The organism is Methylobacterium sp. Leaf113 (genome assembly GCF_001423325.1).
GTDB lineage: Bacteria > Pseudomonadota > Alphaproteobacteria > Rhizobiales > Beijerinckiaceae > Methylobacterium.
The window spans coordinates 203,147-225,596 of record NZ_LMNJ01000023.1 but is presented as its reverse complement, the minus strand read 5'-3'; the positions used below and the strand labels follow the sequence as shown (position 1 = coordinate 225,596).

The 22,450-nt window shown below is 69.0% G+C and carries 23 protein-coding genes; 8 read left to right on the top strand and 15 right to left on the bottom strand.

The features are described 5' to 3' along the window. Positions 1-108: 108 nt before the first annotated feature. Positions 109-468: a c-type cytochrome gene (locus ASF60_RS15060; protein WP_056186421.1), complete on the bottom strand. Its 360-nt coding sequence runs from the start codon at positions 466-468 to the stop codon at positions 109-111. Positions 469-729: 261 nt separating this feature from the next. Here ASF60_RS15060 and ASF60_RS15055 point away from each other — a divergent pair, with 261 nt between their 5' ends. Beyond that, positions 730-918 carry a hypothetical protein gene (locus ASF60_RS15055; protein WP_056186417.1) on the top strand — a complete coding sequence of 63 codons (189 nt, stop codon included), beginning with the start codon at positions 730-732 and terminating at the stop codon, positions 916-918. Between the two features lie 67 nt (positions 919-985). On the opposite strand, the gene ASF60_RS15050 is transcribed toward ASF60_RS15055, so the two are convergent. The 12 genes from ASF60_RS15050 to ASF60_RS14995 form a co-directional block, all read right to left on the bottom strand. Next, on the bottom strand, positions 986-1,567 hold the full coding sequence (locus tag ASF60_RS15050) for a hypothetical protein (protein ID WP_056186414.1): 582 nt from the start codon (positions 1,565-1,567) through the stop codon (positions 986-988). 84 nt (positions 1,568-1,651) lie between these two features. Continuing rightward, positions 1,652-1,891, bottom strand: coding sequence for a hypothetical protein (locus tag ASF60_RS15045; RefSeq protein ID WP_056186410.1), 240 nt, complete (start codon positions 1,889-1,891; stop codon positions 1,652-1,654). Between the two features lie 45 nt (positions 1,892-1,936). Next, positions 1,937-2,977, bottom strand: coding sequence for a formate dehydrogenase subunit gamma (locus tag ASF60_RS15040; protein ID WP_056186409.1), 1,041 nt, complete (start codon positions 2,975-2,977; stop codon positions 1,937-1,939). Between the two features lie 71 nt (positions 2,978-3,048). Next, a complete protein-coding gene (gene fdh3B / locus ASF60_RS15035) occupies positions 3,049-3,645 on the bottom strand; it encodes a formate dehydrogenase FDH3 subunit beta (protein ID WP_055955987.1) in 597 nt (198 codons plus the stop codon). Positions 3,646-3,661: 16 nt separating this feature from the next. Next, positions 3,662-6,604, bottom strand: coding sequence for a formate dehydrogenase subunit alpha (locus ASF60_RS15030; protein ID WP_056186406.1), 2,943 nt, complete (start codon positions 6,602-6,604; stop codon positions 3,662-3,664). Positions 6,605-6,611: 7 nt separating this feature from the next. Beyond that, positions 6,612-6,854: a hypothetical protein gene (locus ASF60_RS15025; RefSeq protein WP_056186401.1), complete on the bottom strand. Its 243-nt coding sequence runs from the start codon at positions 6,852-6,854 to the stop codon at positions 6,612-6,614. A 68-nt stretch (positions 6,855-6,922) separates the two neighbouring features. Continuing rightward, a complete protein-coding gene (locus ASF60_RS15020; RefSeq protein WP_056186398.1) occupies positions 6,923-7,549 on the bottom strand; it encodes a TorD/DmsD family molecular chaperone in 627 nt (208 codons plus the stop codon). A 146-nt stretch (positions 7,550-7,695) separates the two neighbouring features. Beyond that, positions 7,696-8,391, bottom strand: a complete 696-nt coding sequence (locus ASF60_RS15015) for a DUF3306 domain-containing protein (protein WP_056186395.1) — start codon at positions 8,389-8,391, stop codon at positions 7,696-7,698. After that, complete coding sequence (locus ASF60_RS15010; RefSeq protein ID WP_082507972.1) at positions 8,388-8,975, bottom strand: DUF3305 domain-containing protein; 588 nt, start codon at positions 8,973-8,975, stop codon at positions 8,388-8,390. Before ASF60_RS15010 ends, ASF60_RS15015 begins: the two co-directional genes overlap by 4 nt. Beyond that, positions 8,975-9,985, bottom strand: coding sequence for a DUF6352 family protein (locus ASF60_RS15005; protein ID WP_056186387.1), 1,011 nt, complete (start codon positions 9,983-9,985; stop codon positions 8,975-8,977). The genes ASF60_RS15010 and ASF60_RS15005 overlap by 1 nt, the downstream gene beginning before the upstream one ends. A 62-nt stretch (positions 9,986-10,047) precedes the next feature. Then, complete coding sequence (locus tag ASF60_RS15000; protein WP_056186384.1) at positions 10,048-10,623, bottom strand: DUF6505 family protein; 576 nt, start codon at positions 10,621-10,623, stop codon at positions 10,048-10,050. After that, on the bottom strand, positions 10,620-11,435 hold the full coding sequence (locus ASF60_RS14995; RefSeq protein WP_056186381.1) for a biotin/lipoate--protein ligase family protein: 816 nt from the start codon (positions 11,433-11,435) through the stop codon (positions 10,620-10,622). Before ASF60_RS14995 ends, ASF60_RS15000 begins: the two co-directional genes overlap by 4 nt. 349 nt (positions 11,436-11,784) lie before the next feature. Here ASF60_RS14995 and ASF60_RS14990 point away from each other — a divergent pair, with 349 nt between their 5' ends. Next, entirely contained in the window at positions 11,785-13,782 is a 1,998-nt protein-coding gene (locus ASF60_RS14990; protein WP_056186621.1) for a 4Fe-4S binding protein, read from the top strand. 36 nt (positions 13,783-13,818) lie between these two features. Further along, entirely contained in the window at positions 13,819-14,295 is a 477-nt protein-coding gene (locus ASF60_RS14985) for a GNAT family N-acetyltransferase (RefSeq protein ID WP_056186378.1), read from the top strand. Between the two features lie 7 nt (positions 14,296-14,302). Here the strand turns inward: ASF60_RS14985 and ASF60_RS14980 are convergent, their stop codons facing one another. Beyond that, positions 14,303-15,526 carry a c-type cytochrome gene (locus ASF60_RS14980; protein ID WP_082507976.1) on the bottom strand — a complete coding sequence of 408 codons (1,224 nt, stop codon included), beginning with the start codon at positions 15,524-15,526 and terminating at the stop codon, positions 14,303-14,305. Between the two features lie 279 nt (positions 15,527-15,805). Between ASF60_RS14980 and ASF60_RS14975 the strand changes: the two genes are divergently transcribed. Genes ASF60_RS14975 through ASF60_RS14960 form a run of 4 tightly spaced genes read left to right on the top strand, consistent with a single transcriptional unit; the run spans position 15,806 to position 20,725 of the window. Beyond that, positions 15,806-16,969, top strand: a complete 1,164-nt coding sequence (locus tag ASF60_RS14975) for a molybdopterin-binding protein (protein WP_338011507.1) — start codon at positions 15,806-15,808, stop codon at positions 16,967-16,969. Next, a complete protein-coding gene (locus ASF60_RS14970; RefSeq protein WP_056186373.1) occupies positions 16,969-18,942 on the top strand; it encodes a molybdopterin biosynthesis protein in 1,974 nt (657 codons plus the stop codon). The genes ASF60_RS14975 and ASF60_RS14970 overlap by 1 nt, the downstream gene beginning before the upstream one ends. Further along, positions 18,939-19,484: a molybdopterin-guanine dinucleotide biosynthesis protein B gene (gene mobB, locus ASF60_RS14965; protein WP_056186370.1), complete on the top strand. Its 546-nt coding sequence runs from the start codon at positions 18,939-18,941 to the stop codon at positions 19,482-19,484. Before ASF60_RS14970 ends, mobB begins: the two co-directional genes overlap by 4 nt. Next, the gene (locus ASF60_RS14960) at positions 19,472-20,725 is read left to right on the top strand and encodes a molybdopterin molybdotransferase MoeA (RefSeq protein ID WP_056186368.1); all 1,254 of its coding nucleotides are present in this window, start codon (positions 19,472-19,474) and stop codon (positions 20,723-20,725) included. Before mobB ends, ASF60_RS14960 begins: the two co-directional genes overlap by 13 nt. Here ASF60_RS14960 and ASF60_RS14955 read toward each other — a convergent pair. Beyond that, positions 20,701-21,681 (bottom strand): substrate-binding domain-containing protein, encoded by a 981-nt coding sequence (locus ASF60_RS14955; RefSeq protein ID WP_056186364.1) that lies wholly within the window; start codon positions 21,679-21,681, stop codon positions 20,701-20,703. The genes ASF60_RS14960 and ASF60_RS14955 overlap by 25 nt on opposite strands. Positions 21,682-21,754: 73 nt before the next feature. Between ASF60_RS14955 and ASF60_RS14950 the strand changes: the two genes are divergently transcribed. Beyond that, on the top strand, positions 21,755-22,450 hold the full coding sequence (locus ASF60_RS14950) for an ABC transporter permease (RefSeq protein WP_056186359.1): 696 nt from the start codon (positions 21,755-21,757) through the stop codon (positions 22,448-22,450).

Below are 22,450 nucleotides of genomic sequence, written 5' to 3'. Positions count from 1 at the left end.
TTCAAACGAAGAAAGCCGCCGGAGCGATGCCGGCGGCTTTCTTCTCAAACTGGTCTCGTGAACGGGCCGCCTCCTACCAAACGAGACGCGGCGACACCCAATTGAAACCTACTTCTTCGAGGCGAGGTAGGCGATGACGTCGTCGATCTTCTTGTCGTCCGGGTAGCCGGCGAACACCATCTTGGTGCCCGGAACCTTGGTCTTCGGGTTCTTCAGCCACTCGTGCAGGTTGGCCTCATCCCAAGTGATCCCGGAGCCCTTGAGGGCGGCGGAATAGTTGTAGCCCTCCTCGGATGCGGCCTTGCGGCCGACGACGCCGGTCAGGTTCGGCCCGACCCCGTTCTTACCGAAGGCGTGGCAGGCTTTGCACGGTGCGAAGGCCTTCTCGCCCGCGGCCGCATCGCCTTCCGCATGGGCCGCCACCGGCAGCAAAGCGGCGAATACGGCACCGATCATCATAGACCGCATTTGGGGGGTTTCCTCTCGGATCGATTTCCTGACCAGCCATACCTAACCCCCGCTCTCGCAAAGGTATCCGAACGATCCGCCTCATCACGCATATTTGATCACCACTGACGGGATTAAGCCGTGGCCGACCCTGGAACGCGTCATTTGCCTTCCCTAACCTGAGGTGGGATCGCACAGCCGATCGCGAAAGGTGGAGCGATGCCGGTCCGACCGTCAGACGTCTGTCAATTTCTGGATCGCTCGGGATGGAGCCAGGCGCGGTTGGCCTGGGAACTCGGGGTCAATCAGCCCCGGATATCGCGCTTCATCACCGGCATGAAGAAGCCGAACCGTCAGTTGGAACAGGTGTTGGAGGCTTTCTTCGCCCGTGACGCGCGTGCGCGCGGCAACGATGGGCGCATCGGCCTGCACACGCCCTCAGGCGTGCAGCAATCCTCGATCGTCGCCTGAACGATCGTTCGAATGGACGACGAGCGTCAGGCCAAGCCCCGCGCTGATGCAGGGCCAGGTGGGCGACTTAAGGCTGTGGCGTCGAGAAGAATTTCGGATCGAGGGCCGCCAGGGCCAGGAGCGGCGGCGGCATGATCACGCCCGCGACGCGCATGGACCGAGCGGCCGCACGACAGGCCGGCTGATCGTTCGATCCGGCAGCTGCCTCGATCTTGGCAACCAAGGCTGGATCGGGCTTCGGGCTCGGGGCAGGGGCGCCGGGCGCCGGCGGAGATTTCGCGCTGGCATTGGCCTGGGACAGCACCGTCTTGCCGTCGCTGACCGGCGCACGCGTATCGCTGGTCGGTGCCTTGGTCTCGGGATTTGCCGGCCCGCTGAGCCCCGATTTTTGCTGCGGCTCTCCGCCGGACGGGGAGGGCTGCCCATCGCTCTTGCCCGACGCGTTGGAGACGGCGGTGGCCTGCTTTGCCGGCGTCGCAGCCTCCTGCTTCTTCTCTTCCGGCTGCTTCACGAAGGCGACCAGCTCCTGGCACAGGTTGGCCGGCCCCTTCGACGGGGTGGGCGCGGGCGCCGCATCCTGGGCGAAGGCGGCCGGTGCCACGAGGCAGCCCGACAGGAGAAGCGCGGCGAAAGGCAGGCGTCGGGTCATGCTCGGGTCCCTGAAATCTCGGCCGCTGGAATCTTGGGCGCTGGAATCTTGGGCGCTGGAAACGTTCGGCGATGAGCTGTCGGTTCAGGACCGCTTGGGATGCGAGGGCTCGCCGGTCGCCTTGCCGTGGGCCGACTCACCTGTGTCGTTGGTGTTCGGGTCGCCGTTCCACTTCTCGCCGACGAGATTGGTTCCCGGCTCCGAGACGCGCGCCCCCGACGTCGCGAAGGCCTGGTAGGCGAATTTCTGATTGCTCGTCAGCGCATACATGGCGAGGACGCCGAGCCCGATGGCCGCGATCACGGCAAGAATGAAGGCTTTCATGGTCTCGGTCCTCGCCGCTTGGGCATCGTCAGGCTGGGGCTTCGATTATTCGGCAGGGGCGGGGTGGCGTCCGGAGAGTTGCGGACCGCTTGCGGTCTTGGCCTGCTCCTGCTCGACCCAGAGATCGTGGTGGGCACGCGCCCAGGCGAGATCGACCTTGCCGCTGCCCATCGCGTCGTAGGCGCCCTTCATGCCGAGCGTACCAATGTAGATGTGGGCGAGGATGCCGGCGATGAAGGCGATGCCGATCAGCGAGTGGATCACCTGCATGACCTGCATGCCGTTGATGTCGAGCAGCGCGAACGGGAACAGCATCATCAGGCCCGTCACGCTCATGGCGACGCCGAAGCCGGCGACCATCCAGAACACGCCCTTCTGGCCCGCATTGAAGCGGGCGGCATGCGGGTGCTTCTTGCCGATGAAGCCGCCGCCGGCCTTGATCCAAGCCCAGTCGAGGCGGTTCGGGATGTTGTCCTTGATCCAGACGACGAACATCATCACCACGCCGAACATGAACGGCCAGGCGAGGTAGACGTGGCTGTACTTGGCCCATTGAGCCAGGGCGCCGAAGGCCTCGGGGCCGATCAGCGGCATGAGCAGGCGCTTGCCGAAGATGTAGTTCAGGCCGGAGAGCGACAGGATGATGAAGCACACGGCCGTCATCCAGTGAGTGAAACGCTCGAACGTGTTGAACCGAAGGATCTTCTTGCCGGATTCCTGGCTGTGTTCGGTCAGAATGCGTCCGCGCCAGAGGAAGAACACGCCGAGGGCCGCGATCATGCCGAGGATGAAGGCCGCGCCGATCCAGGGCAGGTAGCGCTCGCGGAACGACTGGTACTCGCGACCCTGCGGCTGGATGAGGTTCGCCGCCTTCTGATCCGGGATGCTGATGCGCCCCGTGATCTTGTCGGCGTTCTTGAAGAGGAATTCCTCATTGACGGAATCCGCCGTGGGCCTGGCGCCCATTGGGTTCTGCCCATCCCGGGTGATCGGGTTCTGTGCCCGAGCCGGTTCGAACGCCGCCGGCGCGGCCAGGAGCGTCGTTGCGACGACGAGGGTGCTGAGGAGCGTGACTGCCCGCCGCATCGGCGTTCCTTTCGATGGCGTGATGCGGGACCTCCGCCTAAGCGGAGGTCCCGAGGTCGTTTCCGCGGCGATTAGATCGCCACGGTCTCGCGGTAGGCGGTCTTCCAGCCCCAGGCGCCGGAGCCGTAGCCACGCTTGATCACGCGCTGCTTGTAGATCTCGGCGATCATCTCACCGTCGCCGGCGAGCAGGGCCTTGGTCGAGCACATCTCGGCGCAGAGCGGGAGCTTGCCCTCGGCGAGCCGGTTCGAGCCGTACTTCTCGTACTCCGCGACCGAGAGGTCCGGTTCCGGACCACCGGAGCAGTAGGTGCATTTGTCCATCTTGCCGCGCGAGCCGAAATTGCCGACGCGCGGATATTGCGGCGCTCCGAACGGGCAGGCGTAGAAGCAGTAGCCGCAGCCGATGCAGATATCCTTGGAGTGGAGCACCACCGCGTCGGCGGTGGTGTAGAAGCAATTGACCGGACACACGGCGGCGCAGGGCGCGTCGGTGCAGTGCATGCACGCCATCGAGACCGAGCGCTCGCCGGGCTTTCCGTCGTTCAGAGTGACGACGCGACGACGGTTGATGCCCCAGGGCACCTCGTGCTCGTTCTTGCACGCGGTCACGCAGGCGTTGCACTCGATGCAACGGTCTGCGTCACAGAGGAACTTCATACGGGCCATGGTGGATGCGCTCCTCTCACGCGGCCTTGATCTGGCATAGGGTACACTTCGTCTCCTGCATGCCCGTCACAGGGTCGAAGCCGTAGGTGGTCACCGAGTTGACGCTCTCACCGAGCACCACCGGGTCGGTGCCCTTCGGGTAGTAGTCGCGCATGTCCTTGCCCTCGTACCAACCCGAGAAGTGGAAGGGCATGAAGGCCACGCCCTTGCCGACACGGTCGGTGACGAGCGCCTTCATCTTGGCCTTAGAGCTGTTCTCGGCGCCCGTGACCCAGACCCAGCCGCCGTCCTTGATGCCGCGCTCGGCGGCATCGCCGGTGTTGATCTCGACGAACATGTCCTGCTGAAGCTCGGCGAGCCACGGGTTCGATCGGGTCTCCTCGCCGCCGCCCTCGTACTCGACGAGACGACCCGAGGTCAGGATGATGGGGAAGTCGCGCGCCACGTTGCGCTCGACCGCCGCCTTCTGCACCGAGAAGCCGATATTGGGCATGCGGAACTGCCGCTCGTCGGGCCGGGTCGGGTACTTCGCCACCAGATCGGGACGGGGGGAATAGACCGGCTCGCGGTGCACCGGCACCGGGTCGGGCAGATTCCAGGCATTGGCCCGCGCCTTGCCGTTGCCGAACGGAATCACGCCGTGATCGAGGCAGACGCGCTGGATGCCACCCGACAGGTCGGTGGCCCAGCTCACGGTGTCGGGCTTGTCGCCGCCGATCTTGAGGATGGTGGCGAGTTCGTCGGCCGTCAGGTCCTTGTCCCAACCGAGCTTCTTGAACACCCCGAAGGTGAATTCCGGATAGCCGTCGGTGAGATCGGAATCCTTGGTGAAGCTGTCCTCGGCCAGCAAGGTCTGGCCGTTGCGCTCGGTGCCGAAACGGGCCCGGAACGTACTGCCGCCGTCCTTCACGTGCAGAGAGGTGTTGTACAGGATGGCGGAACCCGGGTGGCGCAGCTCGGGCTTGCCCCAGCACGGCCAGGGCAGGCCATAATAGTCGCCGCCGACTTCCGGATCGTCCTTCGGCGCCCGCAGGGTGATCAGGTCGAACTTGTGCTGATTGCGCATGTGCGCCTTCAGCCGTTCCGGGCTCTGGCCGCAATAGCCGGTCGACCAGCCGCCGCGGTTGATCTCCCGCAGCAGATCTTCGGCCGACGGGACGTTGTTCTCGACCTTGATGTTCTTGAACAGCGTCTCGGCGAAGCCAAGCTTCTTGGCCAGGAGGTACAGCACCTCGTAGTCGTTCTTCGACTCGAAGGCCGGCTTCACGATCTGCTCGCCCCATTGCAACGAGCGGTTCGAGGCCGTGCGCGAGCCGTCCATCTCCAGTGACGTGCAGATCGGCAGCAGGTACGTGTTGTCCTGCCGGGCATCGAGGGCCGCGAAGGTCGTCGGATGCGGATCGGCGACGACGAGCAGTTCGAGCTTGTTCATGCCCTCGATCGCCTCGGGCAGGCGGGTCACGGTGTTGCCGCCATGGCCGAAGACCATGAAAGCCTTGATCGGACTGCGCTGGTCGATCTGCTCGGGCGGCAGGTTCACGGCATCGAACCAGCGCGTCGAGGTGATGCCGGGCGCCTCCATGTTCTCCTTGCGCGAGCGGGCCTTCCGCCCGGCCGCGGCCGGAACCTCGTCGAAGCGGGATTGCAGCCACTCGTAGGGCACGTCCCAGACGCGAGCCCAGTGGCGCCAGCCGCCCTCGACCAGACCGTAATAGAGCGGCAGCGAGGTCACATCGAGGCCCAGATCCGTGGCGCCCTGCACGTTGGTGTGGCCGCGGAAGATGTTGGCGCCGGTGCCGGGCTTGCCGACATTGCCCGTGGCGAGACACAGGATGCAGAGCGCGCGCACGTTGGCGGTACCCACCGTGTGCTGGGTCGCGCCCATGCACCAGATCAGGGTGGCGGGCTTCTCCTTGGCGAATTTCTCCGCGACGCGGCGCAGCTGCTCGCCGGGCACCCCCGAGACGCGCTCGACCTCTTCCGGCGTCCACTTGGCGACTTCCTTGCGGACATCGTCCATGGCGTAGACGCGCTGGGCGATGAACTCCTTGTCCTCCCAGCCATTCTGGAACACGTGCCAGAGGATGCCCCACACCACCGGAATGTCGGTGCCGGAGCGGATGCGGACATACTCGGTGGCGTGGGCCGCCGTGCGGGTGAAGCGCGGATCGATGACGATCATGTTCGCGCGGTTGATCTCCTTGCCCGACAGCACGTGCTGCATGGAGATCGGGTGCGCCTCGGCCGGATTACCGCCGAGGATGATCATCGTCTTGGCGTTGCGGATGTCGTTGTAGGAATTGGTCTGGGCACCGTAGCCCCAGGTGTTGGCGACGCCCGCCACCGTGGTCGAGTGGCAGATACGCGCCTGATGGTCGACGGAATTGGTGCCCCAGAAGGCACCGAATTTGCGCATCAGGTAGGCGGCCTCGTTGGTGAACTTGGCCGAGCCGAGCCAGTACACCGAATCCGCGCCGTTCTTCTCGCGGATGGCACCCAGCTTGTCGCCGATCTCCTCGATCGCCTGCTCCCAGGACACGCGCTGCCATTGCCCGCCGACGAGCTTCATCGGATACTTCAGGCGTCGGTCGGACGAGACAAGCTCGCGGATCGCCGCGCCCTTGGCGCAGTGCGTGCCGCGATTGATCGGGCTGGCATAGGACGGCTCCTGGCCGACCCAGACACCGTTGACCACCTCGGCCGTCACCGTGCAGCCCACCGAGCAGTGGGTGCAGACGTTCTTCCTGATCTGGACGTCCGGGCCGACGGCCGATGCGCCCGCAGCCCGCGCCTGACGCACGGACCCGAGCTGGATCGTTCCGGCCGCAGCCAGAGCGCCGGCAGTCAGGCCGGACTTCTTCAGGAATCCACGGCGATCCAGCACGCCGGCCGCGAGGCCGGCCGCAACGGCCTGGTGCTTGGTGCGGCTCGCCTCGCCGCTCTTGCGCTTGGTCAGCATCGCAGGCTCACTTCTTTCCGGCGTTCGTGCTGTTCTGGAGAGTCTCGTAGCCGTTGGTCCGGTAGAACGCCTTCACCTCGTCGCTGAGGCGATAGCGCGACCGGGTCTCGTCCGTGCCCGGGTCGTAGGCCTGGGCTTCCGTCGCGGTCAGCGGCGCGGTGGAGACGCCGACCGCGGCCGCCACCGTGCCGCCACCGAGGGCGCGAAAGAACTGGCGACGGCCGAGCTGGTCCTTCTGATCCTGTCCCATCGCCCAAACTCCCTGAGGGGCTCCGACCTGTTCAGGTCCGACGCCCCAATCCCACTGGAATGGATGCCTCAGGCATCCATCGCGAAAGCGGCCGCCTCGATCTCGAGGAAGGCCCGTCCCAATGCCCCGACCGAACGATAGAAGCGCGCTGCCCTGGCGCGCTCCAGATCGGTGAAGAACCGCATCCCCCACGGCGCGATGTGCCGGAGGAAGAGGTCGCGCGCGGCATCCGGCCCTGCCGTGAACCGGCCGGACGTCAGCCCCCCCATCACATCGAAGAGAATCGCGATGTGATCCTCCGGTTCGGTCATCGACGGATCCCGCTCGATCCCCAAAGCCGTGAGATCCTCACGGACCCGGGCCAGGGGTCGCTCATTGAGGAACCCGGTCAGATAGTAGGACGCATAGGGCAGAAGCTCCCCGCGCCCGACGCCGACGAACAGCGCGAAATATTCCCGCTCCGCCGCCGCCTCGGACGTTGCAGCGGCGGCCTCGCCCAGAATGCCGACCTCCCGGCCGAGCACGCTGTCGCCCCCCTTGAGCCCCTTCAGGGCATCGAGCAGAGCGCCGTTCGGCGGGCGGCCAAGCAGGACGGCCAGAAGATCGTATTGCTGGGCGCGAAGTTGATCGACCTCGTCGATGACGAGTTCGCGCGCGTCGGCCGTGATGATCGAATCCGCGATACCGACACCCATCTCCGCTGACAGCTCCGAAAGCGTCGCGCCGGAACGCACGCGCCGCCTCAATCCAACAGGTACCCGGTCACTCGACTTCGTCGTGCAGCCCAGTTTGTATTGATAATAAAAAGCGTTTGCCGCCACCGCAATCGCGTTTGTACGAATTAGCTGGGCATCGCGCCGCCATGGCGTCGCATGCGCGAAACGATTGTGGGCGATTGAAACTCTTCCCCCGCAACCGTGATCGGAAGCGGCTCCGGCGCTGCAACGTGCGGGCGATGGGCGTCGGAAACAGCGGGCGCGGGCAGCGTCTCGGCGAGTTCGACCACATCCTGGTCCTCGGCGGTCCGTTGGGTGTCCGGGTCCGCGTCCGGCTCGCGCGTGTCCCCGGGTTCGAGCGGTGTCGGCGCGGGTTTCGGACCGGCGCCCGTCATGATCCGCTCGACCATGGCCTTGATGTCGTCCGTCGGCAGCATCGGCCCGAGGCCCGGGACTCCGCCCGGCGTGTTCCAGTCATAAGCGTATTCCCGCGCTTCGCTGACGAAGTCGCGGATGCCGGGATCGACCGACCACATCCGGCGCAGAGCGGCGTTTCGCAGGGCGGAGGGGATGCCCGCCCGGAGGAAGGGCGCGAGGTCGGTCTCGGCTGTCAGATCTTCGAGCTTCGGCAGGCGTGCGATGGCTTCGGCCAGTTCCTCGTCCGCCTGGGGATTCGCCTCGATATCCGAAAGTGCCCTGGCCTCGCTATCGGCCTCGACGGCGCCACTCGCCTCGTCCGCTTGTGAAGCGGCCCGCGCACGTTCCTGCTGTCGGACGGCCTGCTTGCGCCTCGCCCAGCGCGAGAGAATACCGTCGCTCATTCGCCGCGCCCCCGGCCGCCCCGCGCCAGCGCTTCCGGGTCGGCCCGATCGCGCTTGCGCTTTTCGAATTTGCGCTCGACGTGGAACGCCTCGAAGAATGCCAGCAGGATCCCTTGCGATTCCGTCGGCATCGGCACCGCTTCCACGATCTCGCCGATCCCCTCGGCCATCGCTTCGCCCTCGTAGGGATCGGCCGTCACGGCGGCGATCTCATAGGCATCCTCGCCGAGCTTGCGCAGGGCGACCCAGAGGGACGGGCGACCGGAGACGAGGTTGTCGCGGTAATGCGAGGTCTCGGCCGGATGGAGCAGCACGTCGTAGGCACCGGCATAGAATACCGCCTCCTCCTCGGTCTCCGAGAGCCGGGTCCAGGCCGCCACCGGGGGAGCCGCCGGAAGGGCGGCGACGGGCAGCCAGGCATGGGTCGCCCAGGGGCCTCGCAGGCGCTGTCGCGCCACCAGGATGCCGACCTCGAAATGGTTGTCGGGCCTGACCCGTTCCTGCTCGGACACAATTGCATGTGCGGGCGCGACCGGGATCGGTCCTTCACCCGGAGGGTCAACACGGTCGCCGTCGTTCGGCATCAGCTGGCTCCGGTGGCGTCGTTCAGGGGCAGGCCTACGATCAGGTTCTGCGGCTTCATCGTCACGAGATTGGCAGGCGTCGCGGCCAGCAGCAGGTAGACGGGCCTGTCGCCGACAGAGGAATCGACCCGCATCCGATCCTCGAAGGTCAGGCTGAAGAGGGCGACCACCCGCTCCTGGTCGGCCGCCGAGGCGGCCTCCCCCCGCCACAGGGCATTGCCGATCCGGGTCGCCTCGGCATCGAGCCCGACGAACCAGCGCCAATCGGAATCATCGAGGCGGTCGAGCGGCGTCACGCGCACGTCCACATGAAGGAGATGCCGGAGGAAGGCCTCGATCACGCGAGCCAGTCCGTCCCGGCTCTGGGCGCTCGATCCGAGGTTCAGGGCCATCGAGAAGGCGTCGGACCGGCTCCAGTAGGTCCAGGCATTCTCCGGGTTCAGGATGTCGAGCTCATTCGCCGCCTCCTTGCCTAGCATGGCCACCAGAGGCGACAGCGGCGCGCTGCCCTCGCGCGCCTCGATCACCTCGGCATCGGCAAGCAGGACGGCTCCGTCGAGGCGACTGACCCGCTGCGGCCGGAACATGAGTTCGGCGGCCCGCAGGACGAACGGGTCATCGCAGCCGTCGAGCGCATTGCGCAGGATCAGGTGCACGAGCTGATTCAGGAATAAGGCGGGCGTGCCCTGCAATCCCTGCCGCACCAGCCCAAGATAGGCGGCCTCGATCGAGCGCGATGCGAGCAGGCGGTCGCGGAAGGCCAGCAGCACCGTCCAGTTCTCCCGCGCATCCGCATCGGCGATCGCGGCCACCATTTCAGGCGGTACGGTCCGCCGCGGGTCCGCCAGCAGATCGGCGTAGAGGCTCCGCTCCGCCCGGCAGGCCTCCTCGGGCGGCGCGAGCTCGGGCCGCGCAAGGTAGGCGAGGATCAGTTCGTCGGTGACGGCCAGGCCGCCCCCCTCGGTGCGCTGCGTCAGGTGGTGGCCGCTGGACACCCAGAATTCGGTCATTGGGGGGCGGCTCCTGACGGCGGAAAGGGCGACGGACAAGGTGGTTGCGAGCAGGCCATCGATCAGGATCCCGTCCCCGGCCGATCTCGGGCGAGACCGATCAGATCGGCTCGCTCCTCGGGCTCCTCGTCATCGGTCTCGACGAAGCGAAAGGCCCGGGCATGGGCATGCAGGCGATCGGCCCCGGGGGTCCCCGCATCGCGCTGATGGAGCGTGCGGAAGGCTTCCGAGATCGCTCCGTCGACCTGCGTCCGGTGCATCGCCACAACGCTCCCCACCGGAACCCCGCACAAGGTGCCGGCGAAATCGATCTCCTCGCGCGCAGCCGCGCGGGCCATGGCCCGATCCGGAGCGCCGAGGCGCTCGTGAATGTGTCGGGCCAGATCCTCGACCGCCGCGTCGCGCTCGGCTTCGGTGGCCTCGCTGACCACCACGAGGGTGGAGAACCCCAGCGAGGAGACGCCGACGAAACCGGAGCGGAACGCGGCGCGCGCCTTCCCCTCCAGGTTCGGAAGGTCCTGATCCCAGAACAGGAACGAGCCCGTCACGGCCCACTCGCCCGGTTCGGCGGCGTGGGTGAACACGAAAGTGTCGGACAAATCGAGCCGCAGGGTACGCGGAAGCCGGAGCGAACTCATAGACGGACTGTCCCGGTCGCCGGATCCTGCCAGCCCGGCGCGCGCAGGAGAGAGGCGAGCGGCCAGCATTCAGTCTCAGCCGTCCCAGCCTTTCCCGCCCCGGCTTTTCCCGCCCCGGCTTCTCCCGTTTCGCCGCCCAGGATGACATCGCCGGTCCGGTCGATCCGCACGGGCATCCCGGCAGGGGTCGGCAGGTGGCTGAGATAACGCGCCGCAATCCCGGAGAACCCATCCTCCTCCCAGAGCGAGAAGGTCCGGATCAGGTTCCGGGCGAAGCTCTCCACCAGCGCGTTGCGGCTATCGGGTGGGAACCCCTCCTCGTCGAGGGCGGTCGATCCCGGCGTCAAGCCCGGATCGCCGGCACCCGATTTACTCAGGATGAGCATGGCAGAGAAGACGAGCCAGTCGGGCACGACCTCCTCCGAGCAGGCCTCCGGCCAACCGAGACGACCGCCGCCGAGACGCGCCCCGTCGAAGATCAGCACATCGGGCCAGCCGAAGGTCAGCGGCATTTCCGGTGGGCCGTGCGCGCCGACCGCGTCGGCCAGGGCCATCATGGCCGCGAGGAAGGCGCGCCGCGCCGAGGCCAGCGGCTCTTCGGGCACCAGCACCACGGCGACGTCGAGAACATCCGACCGCTCGGCGAGAACCAGAATCCCGGCCGCCTCCGCCCCCTCGCGGCGCGCAATCGCGCACGCTTCGGCAAAAGCATGGCGGGAGGCCGGCACCACACGCGCCGTCAGGGACGGAGGCAGAGCGAGATCCGTCGCCGGCCGGAACTTGAGGGTTGAGGTCCTCGAAGAAGCGATCATGAACGTGAGACCTGACGGGTCGATCCAGGAGGCGGAACCGATCCCGCGTTCGGGCCGGAATGGATGTCGAACTTCGGTGACCACATGTGCTGTCAGCGGCCGGGCAACAAGACGGAGAGAATGGCGCGAGCGCGGCCCGGAAGATCAGCGCCTGACGCAAGGTCCCTGCGCCCGTGTGTCGGATCGTAGTTTTGAACCGTTTGAGTATATAAGATACGGAGCCGGACGCGAAGGGGCAGCGATGCCGCCCGGTATCGGTCCGATCCGCTCCCGCCCGTTCCCGAGCACTTGAATCCAGGGTCTGTTCTTGTCCGATCGTATCGTGTTCGCCTGCTCCTGCGAAAAGACGATGCCGCTCGATGCCGGCACGATCGGGCGGGGCTGTTCAGGCGAGGTGAAGACCGCCGACCAGCTCTGCGGCCGTGAACTCGACCGGTTCCGCTCCGCCCTGCAATCCGGGCGACCGGTGACGGTCTCGTGCACCCTGCAATCGCCGCTGTTCGACGAGGTCGCCTCCGAACTGGGTGCCGACGATCGGGTCTCCTACGCCAAGATCCGCGAGAATGCGGGCTGGTCCACCGAGGCCGATCAGGCCGGCCCGAAAATGGCGGCCCTCCTCGCCGCCTGCGCCGAGCCCGTGCCGGATGCCGCCACGGTGCCGATCGAGAGCCAGGGTGTCGCCCTGATCTATGGGCGTAATGCCACCGCGATCGAGGTCGGGCGGCGGCTCGCCGAGCATCTCGACGTCACCGTTTTGCTGAGCCGGCCGGAGGACGTCGAACCGCCACAGCGCAACGACTTCCCGGTGGTGAAGGGTACCATCGTGGGCGCGACGGGACGTCTCGGCGCCTTCGATCTGCGCATCGACGACTATGCGCTGCCGGCTCCGTCCTCACGTTCGCACCTCGTGTTCGGACCCGGCCGGCATGGAGCGAATTCCACCTGCGACGTCGTCGTCGATGTCGGCGGCGGCACGGCTCTGTTTCCAGCCCATGAGGTCCGCCTCGGCTACCTGCGGGCCGACCCGCGCGATCCGGCGGCGGTCGAGCGGGTGATCGCCGAGGCATCGCATCTCGTCGGCACCTTCGACAAGACGCGGTTCGTGGATTTCCATGCCGAGCTCTGCGCCCATTCGCGCTCGCGCATCACCGGCTGCACCCGCTGCCTCGAGGTGTGTCCGACCGGCGCGATCTCGCCGGCGGGTGATACGGTTGCGATCGACCCGTACATCTGTGCCGGCTGCGGCAACTGCGCCTCCGTGTGCCCGACGGGAGCGGCCGCCTATGCGCTGCCGCCGGCCGGCGCGCTCATGCGCCGTCTGCGCACCCTGATGGGGGCCTACCGGGCCGCGGGCGGTCGCGATGCGGTGGTCCTGTTCCACGACGGCGAGCACGGTGAACCGCTGATCGATGCGCTCGCGCGCCACGGCAATGGACTGCCCGCCGCGGTCCTCCCGGTCCGGGTCAACGAAATCACCCAGCTCGGTCCCGAGGCGTTCGCCGCCCTCTTCGCCTATGGCGCCGCCGGGGTGCGCATCCTCGCCCGTGCCCGCCCCAAGCACGATCTCGACAGCCTGCGCCGCGCGGTCGCCCTCGGCGACACCCTGGCTCGCGGCCTCGGCTATGGCGGCGAGGGCGGAGACCCCGTCGTCTCGCTGATCGAGACTGACGACCCCGACGCCCTGGGTGAGGCCCTGGCGGTTCGGATTGCAGGCGTGTCGGCGCAGGCGCCCTCACGCTTCATGCCGGTGGGCGGAAAGCGCGAGGTGCTGCGCTTCGCTTTCAACGAAATGCATGCAGCGGCCCCCGCGCCGGTGGCGCGGATCGATCTGGCCGCGGGCGCGCCGTTCGGCGGCCTGCATTTCCGCACCGACGATTGCACCCTCTGCCTCGCCTGCGTCGGCGCCTGTCCCACCCACGCCCTGTCCGACAGCGCCGACCGCCCGTTCCTCGGATTCGAGGAGAGCCTGTGCGTCCAGTGCGGCTTGTGCGCCAACACCTGCCCGGAAAACGTGATCGATCTCCGGCCGGGCGTCGATTTCGAGGCTTGGAAGGCGCCGCGCCGGGTGGTCAAGGAGGAGGAGCCCTTCGCCTGCATCACCTGCGCCAAGCCGTTCGGGACCCGCAGCACCATCGAGCGGGTGGTGGAGAAGCTGCGCGACCGCCACTGGATGTTCCGGGGCGAAGCCGGCGAGGCACGCGTCCAGGCGCTGATGATGTGCGAGGATTGTCGCGTCGAGGTCGCGGTCAACCAGGGCTTCGATCCGCATGCCGGACCGGAACGCGACCGTCCGCGCACCACCGAGGACTACCTGCGCGAGCGCGCCGCCCGGGGTGAGGCGATCTAGGCCCGTCTTCGGATGCAGGAACGGCGCTGGCGGAGCATGGACACGGGCGACCTCGCGCCGGTGGTGGCCCTGGCCGACCGGTTGTTTCCCGACCATCCCGAGGACGCCGTGCATTTCGGCGAACGGCTCGCCCGGGGCACCGATCTGTGCCTGTCCTTGTGCGATCCGGAGACGGGAATCGCCGGCTACGCGATCGCCTATCCCTGGCCGCTCGGGTCGATTCCGGCTCTCAACCGGCCGCTCGCGACCCTGGACAAGCCGAACAGCGTCTACCTGCATGATCTCGGCATCGCGCCCGCCGCGGCGAAGAACGGTCACGCCCGGACGGGCGCGGCGATGGTGGGCGAGCGGGCTCGCGCACGGGGATACGCCCGCCTTGCCCTGGTGGCGGTGAACCGGTCGGTGCGGTTCTGGGAGGCCCTCGGCTTCGCGGTCCGGGCGCCTGAAGCCGCCTTCGCCGCCAAGCTCGCGGATTACGGCGCGGAGGCCCACTACATGGTCAAGGACCTGTGACGCCGGCTCAGCGGATGTCGGTGGCGCTCTCCAGGAATTTCACCAGGGCCTCCCGGTCTTCGGCCCGGGTGATCGTCTGCTCCGGCATGCGCGTGCCCGGCGTGTAGCTTGCGGGGCCGACCTCGAAGAGCCGGGCGATGGTCCGGGCATCCCAGACGATATCCATGCCCTTCAGCGCCTCCGAGTAGCGGTAGCCCGGCGCCGTCGCGATCCGGCGCCCCATGATGCCGGCGAGGGTCGGCCCGGCGCGCGGGCCGTCCTCGGGCGTCAGGGTGTGGCAGGCGACGCAGGCGCGAAACACCTCCGCCCCGCGGTCGTCGTGATAGGCCGCGAGCGCGTCGGCCGGACGCGGCATCGCCAGGGGCCCGATCGGCGCGCCGGTCTCGGCGTTCCAGCGCCGGATCAGGCGATCGCCACCGCCGGTGAGGAGTTCCCGTCCGTCCGGGCGCCAGGCGAGGGACCAGACCGGGAGTCCCGGTCCGACGAGGCGATGCAGGATCGTGCCCCGGCTCCGGTCGATCACCGCGACGGCACCGCCGGCCGTGGCGGCGGCGATTCGGCTCCCGTCGGGGGAGGGCGCCAGGGCGATCACCGGGTTCGGGCCGACATCGACGGCCGCGCGCGTGCGCCCGTCCGGCCGCAGCAGGCGCACGACGGCGTCCCCGCCCGCAACCGCGATCTCCCCGTCCGGCGTCACCGCGAGGGCGTTCAGGATGCTCGGCAGAGTGAGCACGATCGGCACGCCCTGCGGGTCGTCGGCCCGGGGCCAGATCCGCAGCGTGGTGTCGTAGCCGGCCGACACCGGTCGTCCATCGGCCAGGAAGCCGACCGCGTTGACGTTGCCCTGATGGCCTGCGAGCACGCGCGCCGGGCCGCCGGTCAGGGGTCGGATGCGGACCGTGCCGTCCCACGAGGCCGAGGCCAGTTGGCTGCCGTCGGGTGAGAGCGCGAGCGCCGCGACCGGTCCGGCATGCTCGGAAAAGACACGCTCCGGCTCGGGCTGCCCGGCGCGCCACACAGCGATGCGGCCATCCTCCGACGCCGTGACGAAGCTACCATCGGGGAGGGCGGCGACCGCGTTCACCGCCCCATCGTGGAAGCGTAGCACGGTGAGGGCCGTGCCGGTGTCGATCGCCCACAGGATGGCGGCCTGATCGAAGCCGCCGGAGATCGCGAGGCCGCCACCCGGCGCCACCGCGAGCGCGCGGACGGGGCCGCCATGCCCGCGCATCTGCGCCTCGGCGGGGAAGCCGACCGCCAGGGTTGTCGCCAAGCAGAAGGCGAGTGTCCGAAAAGTCGAAGCGGTTCCCGCCGTGGCTTTGCCGACAGGCTCCAAAACTTGGCCGATACGCCGCAAGGCATTCCTCTCGTCACAGACCGGATGTGCGGTGCAGACAGCAAGCCTAGACGATCCGCCCGCAGGATGTCGCGGCGCCCGGGCGGGACCCGGTGACGCGGCAGGCCTGCGAGGTGCTTGATCATCGCCCGGCGATAGCGCATCGCTCGGGACATGATCGCTCACGCCCGCAGCGCCATCGAGACGGAGGTCGATCCGGCCGCATCGGATCACGGGTCGCCCCCGCACCGCGCCGCCTCCGCGGCCCTGATGCCGCTCGACGAGGCCGTGCAGCAGCTGACGGCGAACCTGGTCCCGATCCCGCCCGAGGCGGTCCCGCTCGGCGAGTCCCTTGGCGGCATCAGCGCGGCCGACCTCGAAGCGCCGCGAGCTTATCCCGCCCAACCGACCGCGCTCCGAGACGGATGGGCTGTGCGCGCCGAGGCGATCGTCGGCGCCTCTCCGTACGCGCCGATTCCCGCTCCCCACCCCCTGATCTGGGTCGAGGCCGGCGCCGGGATGCCAGAGGGCCTCGACACGATCCTGTCGCCCGAAGCGATCGAGGGCGACGTCGTGGTGGCGGATGCCCCGGCCGGTGCAGGTGTCCGCCGGGCGGGCGAGGAGATCGCATCGGGTGCGCGTCTCCTTTCCGTCGGAGACCGGATCACGGCCCTGAACCGGCTCGCGCTGCAGGCGGCCGGATTCGCGAGCGTAGCCCTGCGCCGGCCCCGCTTGAGCCTGATCGTTGTCCGGGCTGCCGAAGCCGACTCCCTGTCGCCGCTGCTCGCGACCCTGGCCGCCCGGGCGGGTGCCAGCATCGACGCCGTAATCGCAGCCGACACGCCGGAGGCCATCGCCGATGCGCTGCGTCAGCAGACCGGCGATGCCATCCTGGTTCTCGGCGGCACCGGCTTCGGCCGCCAGGATCACAGCGCGGCCGGCCTGTCCCGCGCGGGGAAGGTCCAGGCCCACGGCATCGCCCTGAAGCCTGGGGAGACGGCCGGATTCGGCACGGTCGGCGACCGGCCGGTCCTGCTTCTGCCCGGGCGGCCCGACGCGGCACTCGCCGCCTTCCTGGCGCTTGCCCGGCCGCTGATCGAAGCTCTGTCCGGGGCATCGCCGGACACGCCGGCTGTCCTTCCGACCCTCCGCAAGATCGCTTCGACCATCGGTCTCAGCGAGGTCGTCTATGCCCGACGCAGGCCCGACGGCTTCCTGCCGCTGGGCAGCAGCGACCTGCCGCTCCACAGCCTGATCCAGGCCGATGCGGCAATTCTCGTCGGACCCGAATCCGAAGGCGTTCCGGCCGGCCAATCCCTCACGGGGCTCGCCCTATGATGCGGGCGGCGTCCAACGAGGCGTTTCTCGACAGGCTGGCCAGGGCCGCACGTCAGGAACAATTCCTCACCGTGGTCAGCCGCGAAGAGGCCTTGGAGCGATTCCGCGCTGCCGTACCGCATGCCCCGCTCGGGTCCGAGACCGTCGCGCTGGGGGAGGCCGTCGGGCGCGTCCTGGCCACCGACATCGCCTCGCCCATCGACGTGCCCCCCTTCGATCGCGCCTTGGTCGACGGCTTCGCCGTGCGGGCCTCCGACACCGAAGGGGCCGGCGAAGCCCATCCGCGCCGCCTGTCCCTCAATCGCGAGATCCTGGCCTGCGGCGTGGCGCCGGCCCTGGCGGTGGCGCCCGGCACGGCCACGCCGATCGCCACCGGCGGCGTTGTTCCCCGCGGCGCCGACGCCGTCGTCATGGTGGAGCAGACCGAGTTCCAGCCCGACAGCCTCGCGATCGACCTCGCCTTTGCGGCGCGGCCCGGCCAGTTCATCGGCTATGCCGGGGCCGACATGGCCTCGGGCGAGACCGTCCTGCGCCGAGGTCTGACGGTGACGGCACGCGAGATCGGGATGCTGGCCGCCTGCGGCTTGGCATCGATCGACGTGGTTCGGCGGCCGCGCGTGGCGGTGCTCTCCACCGGCGACGAATTGGTTCCCCCCGGCCAGCCCCTGCCGCCGGGCGCGATCTACGATTCCAACGGGCCGATCGTCGCCGCGACAATCATCGAGAACGGCGGAGTGGTGCGCCCGCTCGGAATCGTCCGCGACGACGAGGTCGCTCTGGAAGCGGCGCTGCGCACCGCCATGGCGGACTGCGACGTCGTGGTCCTGTCGGGCGGCACCTCCAAGGGCGCCGGCGACGTCTCGCACCGCATCCTCCAGCGTCTCGGCGAACCCGGCATCCTCGTCCATGGGGTGGCGCTGAAGCCCGGCAAGCCGCTCTGCCTCGCGGTGGCGGAGGGCACCCCGATCGTGGTGCTTCCGGGCTTCCCGACTTCGGCGATGTTCACCTTCCACGACTTCGTGGTGCCGCTGGTGCGTGCCATGGCGGGGCTGCCCCCGCGCGAAGAGGCCAGCGTGGCGGCAATCCTGCCCCAGCGCGTCGCCTCCGAGCGCGGACGCACCGAATTCGTCATGACCGCGTTGTCCGAAACCGAAGCCGGCCTGCGCGCCCTGCCGCTGCCGAAGGGGTCCGGCTCGGTGACGGCCTTCTCCCAGGCCGACGGATTCTTCGCCATTCCCGCCGCCCGTTCCGGCCTGGAAGCCGGCGAGGCCGTCACAATCACGCGTCTCGGCGCCGGCATCCGCCCGCCCGACCTCACCATCATCGGCAGCCATTGCGTCGGCCTCGACCGGGTCGTCGGCCGGCTCGCCGCGAGCGGCTATCGGGCTCGTACCCTGTGGGTCGGCTCCGCCGGTGGTCTCGCCGCCCTCGGCCGGGGCGAATGCGACCTCGCGGCGATGCACCTCCTCGACCCCGAGTCCGGCACCTACAACCGGCCCTTCCTGGGGCCGGGCATGGTCCTGGCCGAGGGCTGGGGGCGCCTGCAGGGCGTGGTCTTCCGGCCGGGTCATCCCCTGTTCGCGGACCGCTCGGCCGCCGAGGCCGTGGCGGAGGCGCTGGCCGAGCCCGAGATGGTCATGGTCAACCGCAACACGGGGTCCGGGACGCGGGCCCTGGTCGACGGACTTCTGGCGGGCGCCCGGCCACCGGGCTTCTGGAACCAGCCGCGCTCACACAACGCCGTCGCGGCGGCGGTGGCGCAGGGACGAGCCGATTGGGGCGTCGCCATCGCGACGGTCGCCCGGGCCTACGGCCTCGGTTTTCTGCCGCTGGCCGACGAGCGCTATGATTTCGCCTACCGGGCCGAGCACGCCGCCCGGCCGGCCTTGGCCGCCTTCCTGGCCTGTCTCCGCGAGCCGAAGACGCGGGCCCTGCTCAGCGAGGCCGGGTTCTCGCCCGCGGAACCCGCGTGACGCCCGCCCGGGTCATCGGTCTCGCCGGGTGGAGCGGCGCGGGCAAGACCACGCTGCTGTCCCGCGTGATCCCGCTTCTGGTCGCGCGTGGGATCAAGGTCGCCACCATCAAGCACGCGCATCACGCCTTCGACGTGGACCGGCCGGGCAAGGATTCCTACGTTCACCGCGAGGCCGGAGCCTCGGAGGTCATCGTGTCCTCGGCGCGGCGCTGGGTCCAGATGCATGAGATCGGGGAAGCGGCAGAAGCGCGCCTCTCTGACTTGCTGCGCCGGCTCTCGCCCTGCAATCTCGTCATCGTGGAAGGTTTCAAGCGCGAGGCCCACGCCAAGCTCGAGGTCCACCGCGTGGCCAACGGCCAGCCGCCGATGCACCCGCACGATCCCCGCATCCTCGCCGTGGCGAGCGATCGGGCGTTTCCCGAGGCGTCCATCCCGGTGGTCGACCTCGACGCGATCGATCGGATCGCCGATCTGGTCCTGGCCTTGGCCGAACCGATGCCGGCGGCGCTGGCGCGCCTGGAGGAGTCATGGCCCAGCTGACCGACGACTGCTTCGCCTTCGGTGGCGCGCTGATGCGCATCGAGGACGCCGTGGCGCTGATCGGCGAGCGCCTACCGGTGGTGGCCGGCACCGAATGGCTGCCCCTGGGGCAGGCGGATGGGCGCGTCGCGGCCGAGGACGTCACCGCCCTGCACGATGTGCCGCCCTTTCCGAACTCGGCCGTGGACGGCTATGCGGTGCGGCATGCCGACCTGAGCCCCGACGGCGCGACGCGGCTTCCGGTGCGGGGGCGGCTTCCGGCCGGGGCCTCGCCCGAGGCCGTCGCGCCCGAAGGCGGCGCGATCCGGATCTTCACCGGCGCGCCGATGCCGCCCGGGGCCGACACGGTGTTCATGCAGGAGGACGTCCAGCGCGAGGGCGATGCCGTGATCCTGCCCGCCGGCCTGAAGCGCGGAGCCAATGCCCGCGCGGCGGGTGAGGATATCGCCCAGGGGACCTGCGCGGTTCCGGCCGGACGGCGCCTGCGTCCGCAGGACCTGGCCCTGGCGGCAGCCTCCGGTCACGACAGGATCGCCGTGCGGACGCGCCTGCGCGTGGCCCTGTTTTCAACCGGCGACGAACTCACCGAGCCGGGACGGCCGCTGCCGCCCGGAGCGATCCACGATTCCAATCGGGTGATGCTCGCGACCCTGCTCACCCGCCTCGGCGCGGAGGTGGCGGATCTCGGCATCCTGCGCGACGAACCCGCGGTGCTGGCCTCCCGGCTCCGCCAGGCAGCGCGGGATCATCACCTGATCCTGACCTCCGGCGGCGTCTCCACGGGGGAGGAGGACCATGTCAAGGCAGCGGTCGAGGCCGTCGGTTCGCTGATGTTCTGGCGCCTCGCCATCAAGCCCGGCCGGCCGGTGGCGATGGGCGTCGTGGACGGTACCCCGTTCGTCGGGCTGCCGGGCAATCCCGGCGCGGTCTACGTGACCCTGCTCTTCGTGGTGCGCCCGCTCCTCGCCCGGCTGGGGGGCGCCGTCGATCCGCCGACGATCGGCCAGCCCGTCCGGGCGGCCTTCAGCTATAAGAAGAAGGCCGGTCGGCGGGAATTCGTGCGCGTCAGCGTGGCGCTGGCGCCCGACGCCGTGCTGGAGGCGGCCAAGTACCCACGCGAGGGCGCGGGCGTCCTCTCCTCCCTGACCGAAAGCGACGGGCTGGTCGAACTGGCCGACGCGGTCACCGCCGTCGCGCCGGGCGACATCCTGACCTTCTATCCACACGCCACGCTCTGGTAGCCGAGGGTGGTGTCGGCAGCCCGTGCCGCCTCCGCGTGCAGGCTGGACAGCGCCGCGGCGTCGCCGGTGATGCGGGCCGCGAGGTAGTAGGTCTCCCAGCCAACCGACCGGAACGCGAGGCCGAAGCGCGCGGCAATCGCCGGCGTGCCCATGCCGACATCGGCCGCGCCCGTGGCGATCAGCGCAGCCACCGCCTGATGGGTAAACTCTTCCGTCTCCGCACCGAGGATCGCGCCGGGTTCCAACCCGGACTCGGCGCAGAGCCGCTCGAACCAGATCCGGGTCCCCGCGCCGCGCTGGCGGTTGACGAAGCACAGGCGCAGGCGGGCGATGTCGCTCACGGACGCGACCGCGTGCGGATTGCCGGGTGGAAGCATCAAGCCCTGCTCGCGCCGGAACAGCGGCCAGACAGTCAATTCTGAATCCCGGAACAGCGCGTCGAACGGCGCCGGCGCCGGCCCCTCGGAACCGTAATGGAAGCCGGCCGCATCCGCCGTTCCGGACCGCAGATGCGCCAGGGCGTCGAGGCTTCCGGCGACCGCGAGCGTGACGTCGGACCGCTCCGCGATGATCCCGAGCAGCAGCGGATCGTGGCTCGCGGCCAGCCGGAGCGTGACGGGCTTTGGCGTCTCGATCGCTTGAAGTGCCTGCTCCAGCCGCCGTGCCTCGGCGTCAAGCACAGGCTCGAGCCGCGCATAGGTTGCCGATAGGGCGGCGTGCAGGGCGCGGCCATAGGGTGTCAGCGTGGTGCCGTGCCCTTTGGTCTTGACCGCGATAGGTTTGCCCAGAGCCGCCTCGATGGCGGCCACCCGGCTCCAGGCCGAGCGGTAGGAAATCCCGAGCGTTCGCGCCGCGCTCAGCAGCGACGCCGATCCTACCAGAGCGTCCAGGACCGCGAAGGTCGATCGGAGCGCAAGGTCACGCCACGTCCCATCGGCCTCCAGATCGATCCGCATCGGCAAGGTCTTTCCTATTGATCTTTCGGTCCTCTCCGTATCATCCCCGAACCTTCCCTGCAGTCCGGTCCCGATGCTTCAGACTCTTCAGGAGACGATCTCGCGTCTGACGACCCTCGATCGCGACGTCTTCGCGATCGCCTGGCTGTCCCTGCGCGTCAGTCTCACGGCGGTGACCATCGGGCTCTGTGTCGGCATTCCCCTGGGGGCGGTCCTGGCAGTGTCCAGCTTTCCGGGTCGGTCGATCCTGGTCGGGCTCCTGAACGCCTTCATGGGTTTGCCGCCGGTGATCGTCGGCCTGGTGCTCTACCTCGTCCTGTCGCGTTCGGGGCCTCTGGGAAGTTTCGGGCTGCTGTTCACCCCGGGCGCCATGGTGGCGGCGCAGGCCGTTCTGGCGACGCCCCTGGTCGCGGCGCTCACCCGGCAGGTCGTGGCCGATGCCGAAGCGCATCTCGGTGACCAGCTCCGCTCCCTCGGGCTGTCGGCACCGCGCCGCGCCCTCGCGCTCATCCACGACACCCGGTTCTCCCTCGTGACGACGGCGCTGGCCGCCTTCGGGCGGGCGATCTCGGAGATCGGCGCGGTTCTGGTGGTGGGCGGCAACATCGACGGGCACACCCGGACGATGACCACGGCGATTTCGCTGGAGACCCAGAAGGGCGATCTCAGCCTCGCGCTCGCCCTCGGGCTGGTGCTGATCGCCCTCGTCGTCCTGGTCAACGCCGTGGCGGCGATCCTGCGCGGCTACGCGCTCCGGGCCTATGGTTGA

What these genes read in the sequence shown, in the direction of transcription:
- ASF60_RS15030 (WP_056186406.1), bottom strand. Translation starts at nt 6,604, where the DNA reads ATGCTGACCAAGCGCAAGAGCGGCGAGGCGAGCCGCACCAAGCACCAG.
- ASF60_RS15005 (WP_056186387.1), bottom strand. Translation starts at nt 9,985, where the DNA reads ATGACCGAATTCTGGGTGTCCAGCGGCCACCACCTGACGCAGCGCACC.
- ASF60_RS15000 (WP_056186384.1), bottom strand. Translation starts at nt 10,623, where the DNA reads ATGAGTTCGCTCCGGCTTCCGCGTACCCTGCGGCTCGATTTGTCCGAC.
- ASF60_RS15025 (WP_056186401.1), bottom strand. Translation starts at nt 6,854, where the DNA reads ATGGGACAGGATCAGAAGGACCAGCTCGGCCGTCGCCAGTTCTTTCGC.
- ASF60_RS15010 (WP_082507972.1), bottom strand. Translation starts at nt 8,975, where the DNA reads ATGCCGAACGACGGCGACCGTGTTGACCCTCCGGGTGAAGGACCGATC.
- ASF60_RS14955 (WP_056186364.1), bottom strand. Translation starts at nt 21,681, where the DNA reads ATGCGGATCGATCTGGAGGCCGATGGGACGTGGCGTGACCTTGCGCTC.
- ASF60_RS15060 (WP_056186421.1), bottom strand. Translation starts at nt 468, where the DNA reads ATGCGGTCTATGATGATCGGTGCCGTATTCGCCGCTTTGCTGCCGGTG.
- ASF60_RS15020 (WP_056186398.1), bottom strand. Translation starts at nt 7,549, where the DNA reads ATGGGTGTCGGTATCGCGGATTCGATCATCACGGCCGACGCGCGCGAA.
- ASF60_RS14970 (WP_056186373.1), top strand. Translation starts at nt 16,969, where the DNA reads ATGCGGGCGGCGTCCAACGAGGCGTTTCTCGACAGGCTGGCCAGGGCC.
- ASF60_RS15050 (WP_056186414.1), bottom strand. Translation starts at nt 1,567, where the DNA reads ATGACCCGACGCCTGCCTTTCGCCGCGCTTCTCCTGTCGGGCTGCCTC.
- ASF60_RS14950 (WP_056186359.1), top strand. Translation starts at nt 21,755, where the DNA reads ATGCTTCAGACTCTTCAGGAGACGATCTCGCGTCTGACGACCCTCGAT.
- ASF60_RS14960 (WP_056186368.1), top strand. Translation starts at nt 19,472, where the DNA reads ATGGCCCAGCTGACCGACGACTGCTTCGCCTTCGGTGGCGCGCTGATG.
- fdh3B (WP_055955987.1), bottom strand. Translation starts at nt 3,645, where the DNA reads ATGGCCCGTATGAAGTTCCTCTGTGACGCAGACCGTTGCATCGAGTGC.
- ASF60_RS14990 (WP_056186621.1), top strand. Translation starts at nt 11,785, where the DNA reads ATGCCGCTCGATGCCGGCACGATCGGGCGGGGCTGTTCAGGCGAGGTG.
- ASF60_RS15045 (WP_056186410.1), bottom strand. Translation starts at nt 1,891, where the DNA reads ATGAAAGCCTTCATTCTTGCCGTGATCGCGGCCATCGGGCTCGGCGTC.
- ASF60_RS15040 (WP_056186409.1), bottom strand. Translation starts at nt 2,977, where the DNA reads ATGCGGCGGGCAGTCACGCTCCTCAGCACCCTCGTCGTCGCAACGACG.
- ASF60_RS15015 (WP_056186395.1), bottom strand. Translation starts at nt 8,391, where the DNA reads ATGAGCGACGGTATTCTCTCGCGCTGGGCGAGGCGCAAGCAGGCCGTC.
- ASF60_RS14980 (WP_082507976.1), bottom strand. Translation starts at nt 15,526, where the DNA reads ATGCGCGGGCATGGCGGCCCCGTCCGCGCGCTCGCGGTGGCGCCGGGT.
- ASF60_RS14995 (WP_056186381.1), bottom strand. Translation starts at nt 11,435, where the DNA reads ATGATCGCTTCTTCGAGGACCTCAACCCTCAAGTTCCGGCCGGCGACG.
- ASF60_RS14975 (WP_338011507.1), top strand. Translation starts at nt 15,806, where the DNA reads ATGATCGCTCACGCCCGCAGCGCCATCGAGACGGAGGTCGATCCGGCC.
- ASF60_RS14985 (WP_056186378.1), top strand. Translation starts at nt 13,819, where the DNA reads ATGGACACGGGCGACCTCGCGCCGGTGGTGGCCCTGGCCGACCGGTTG.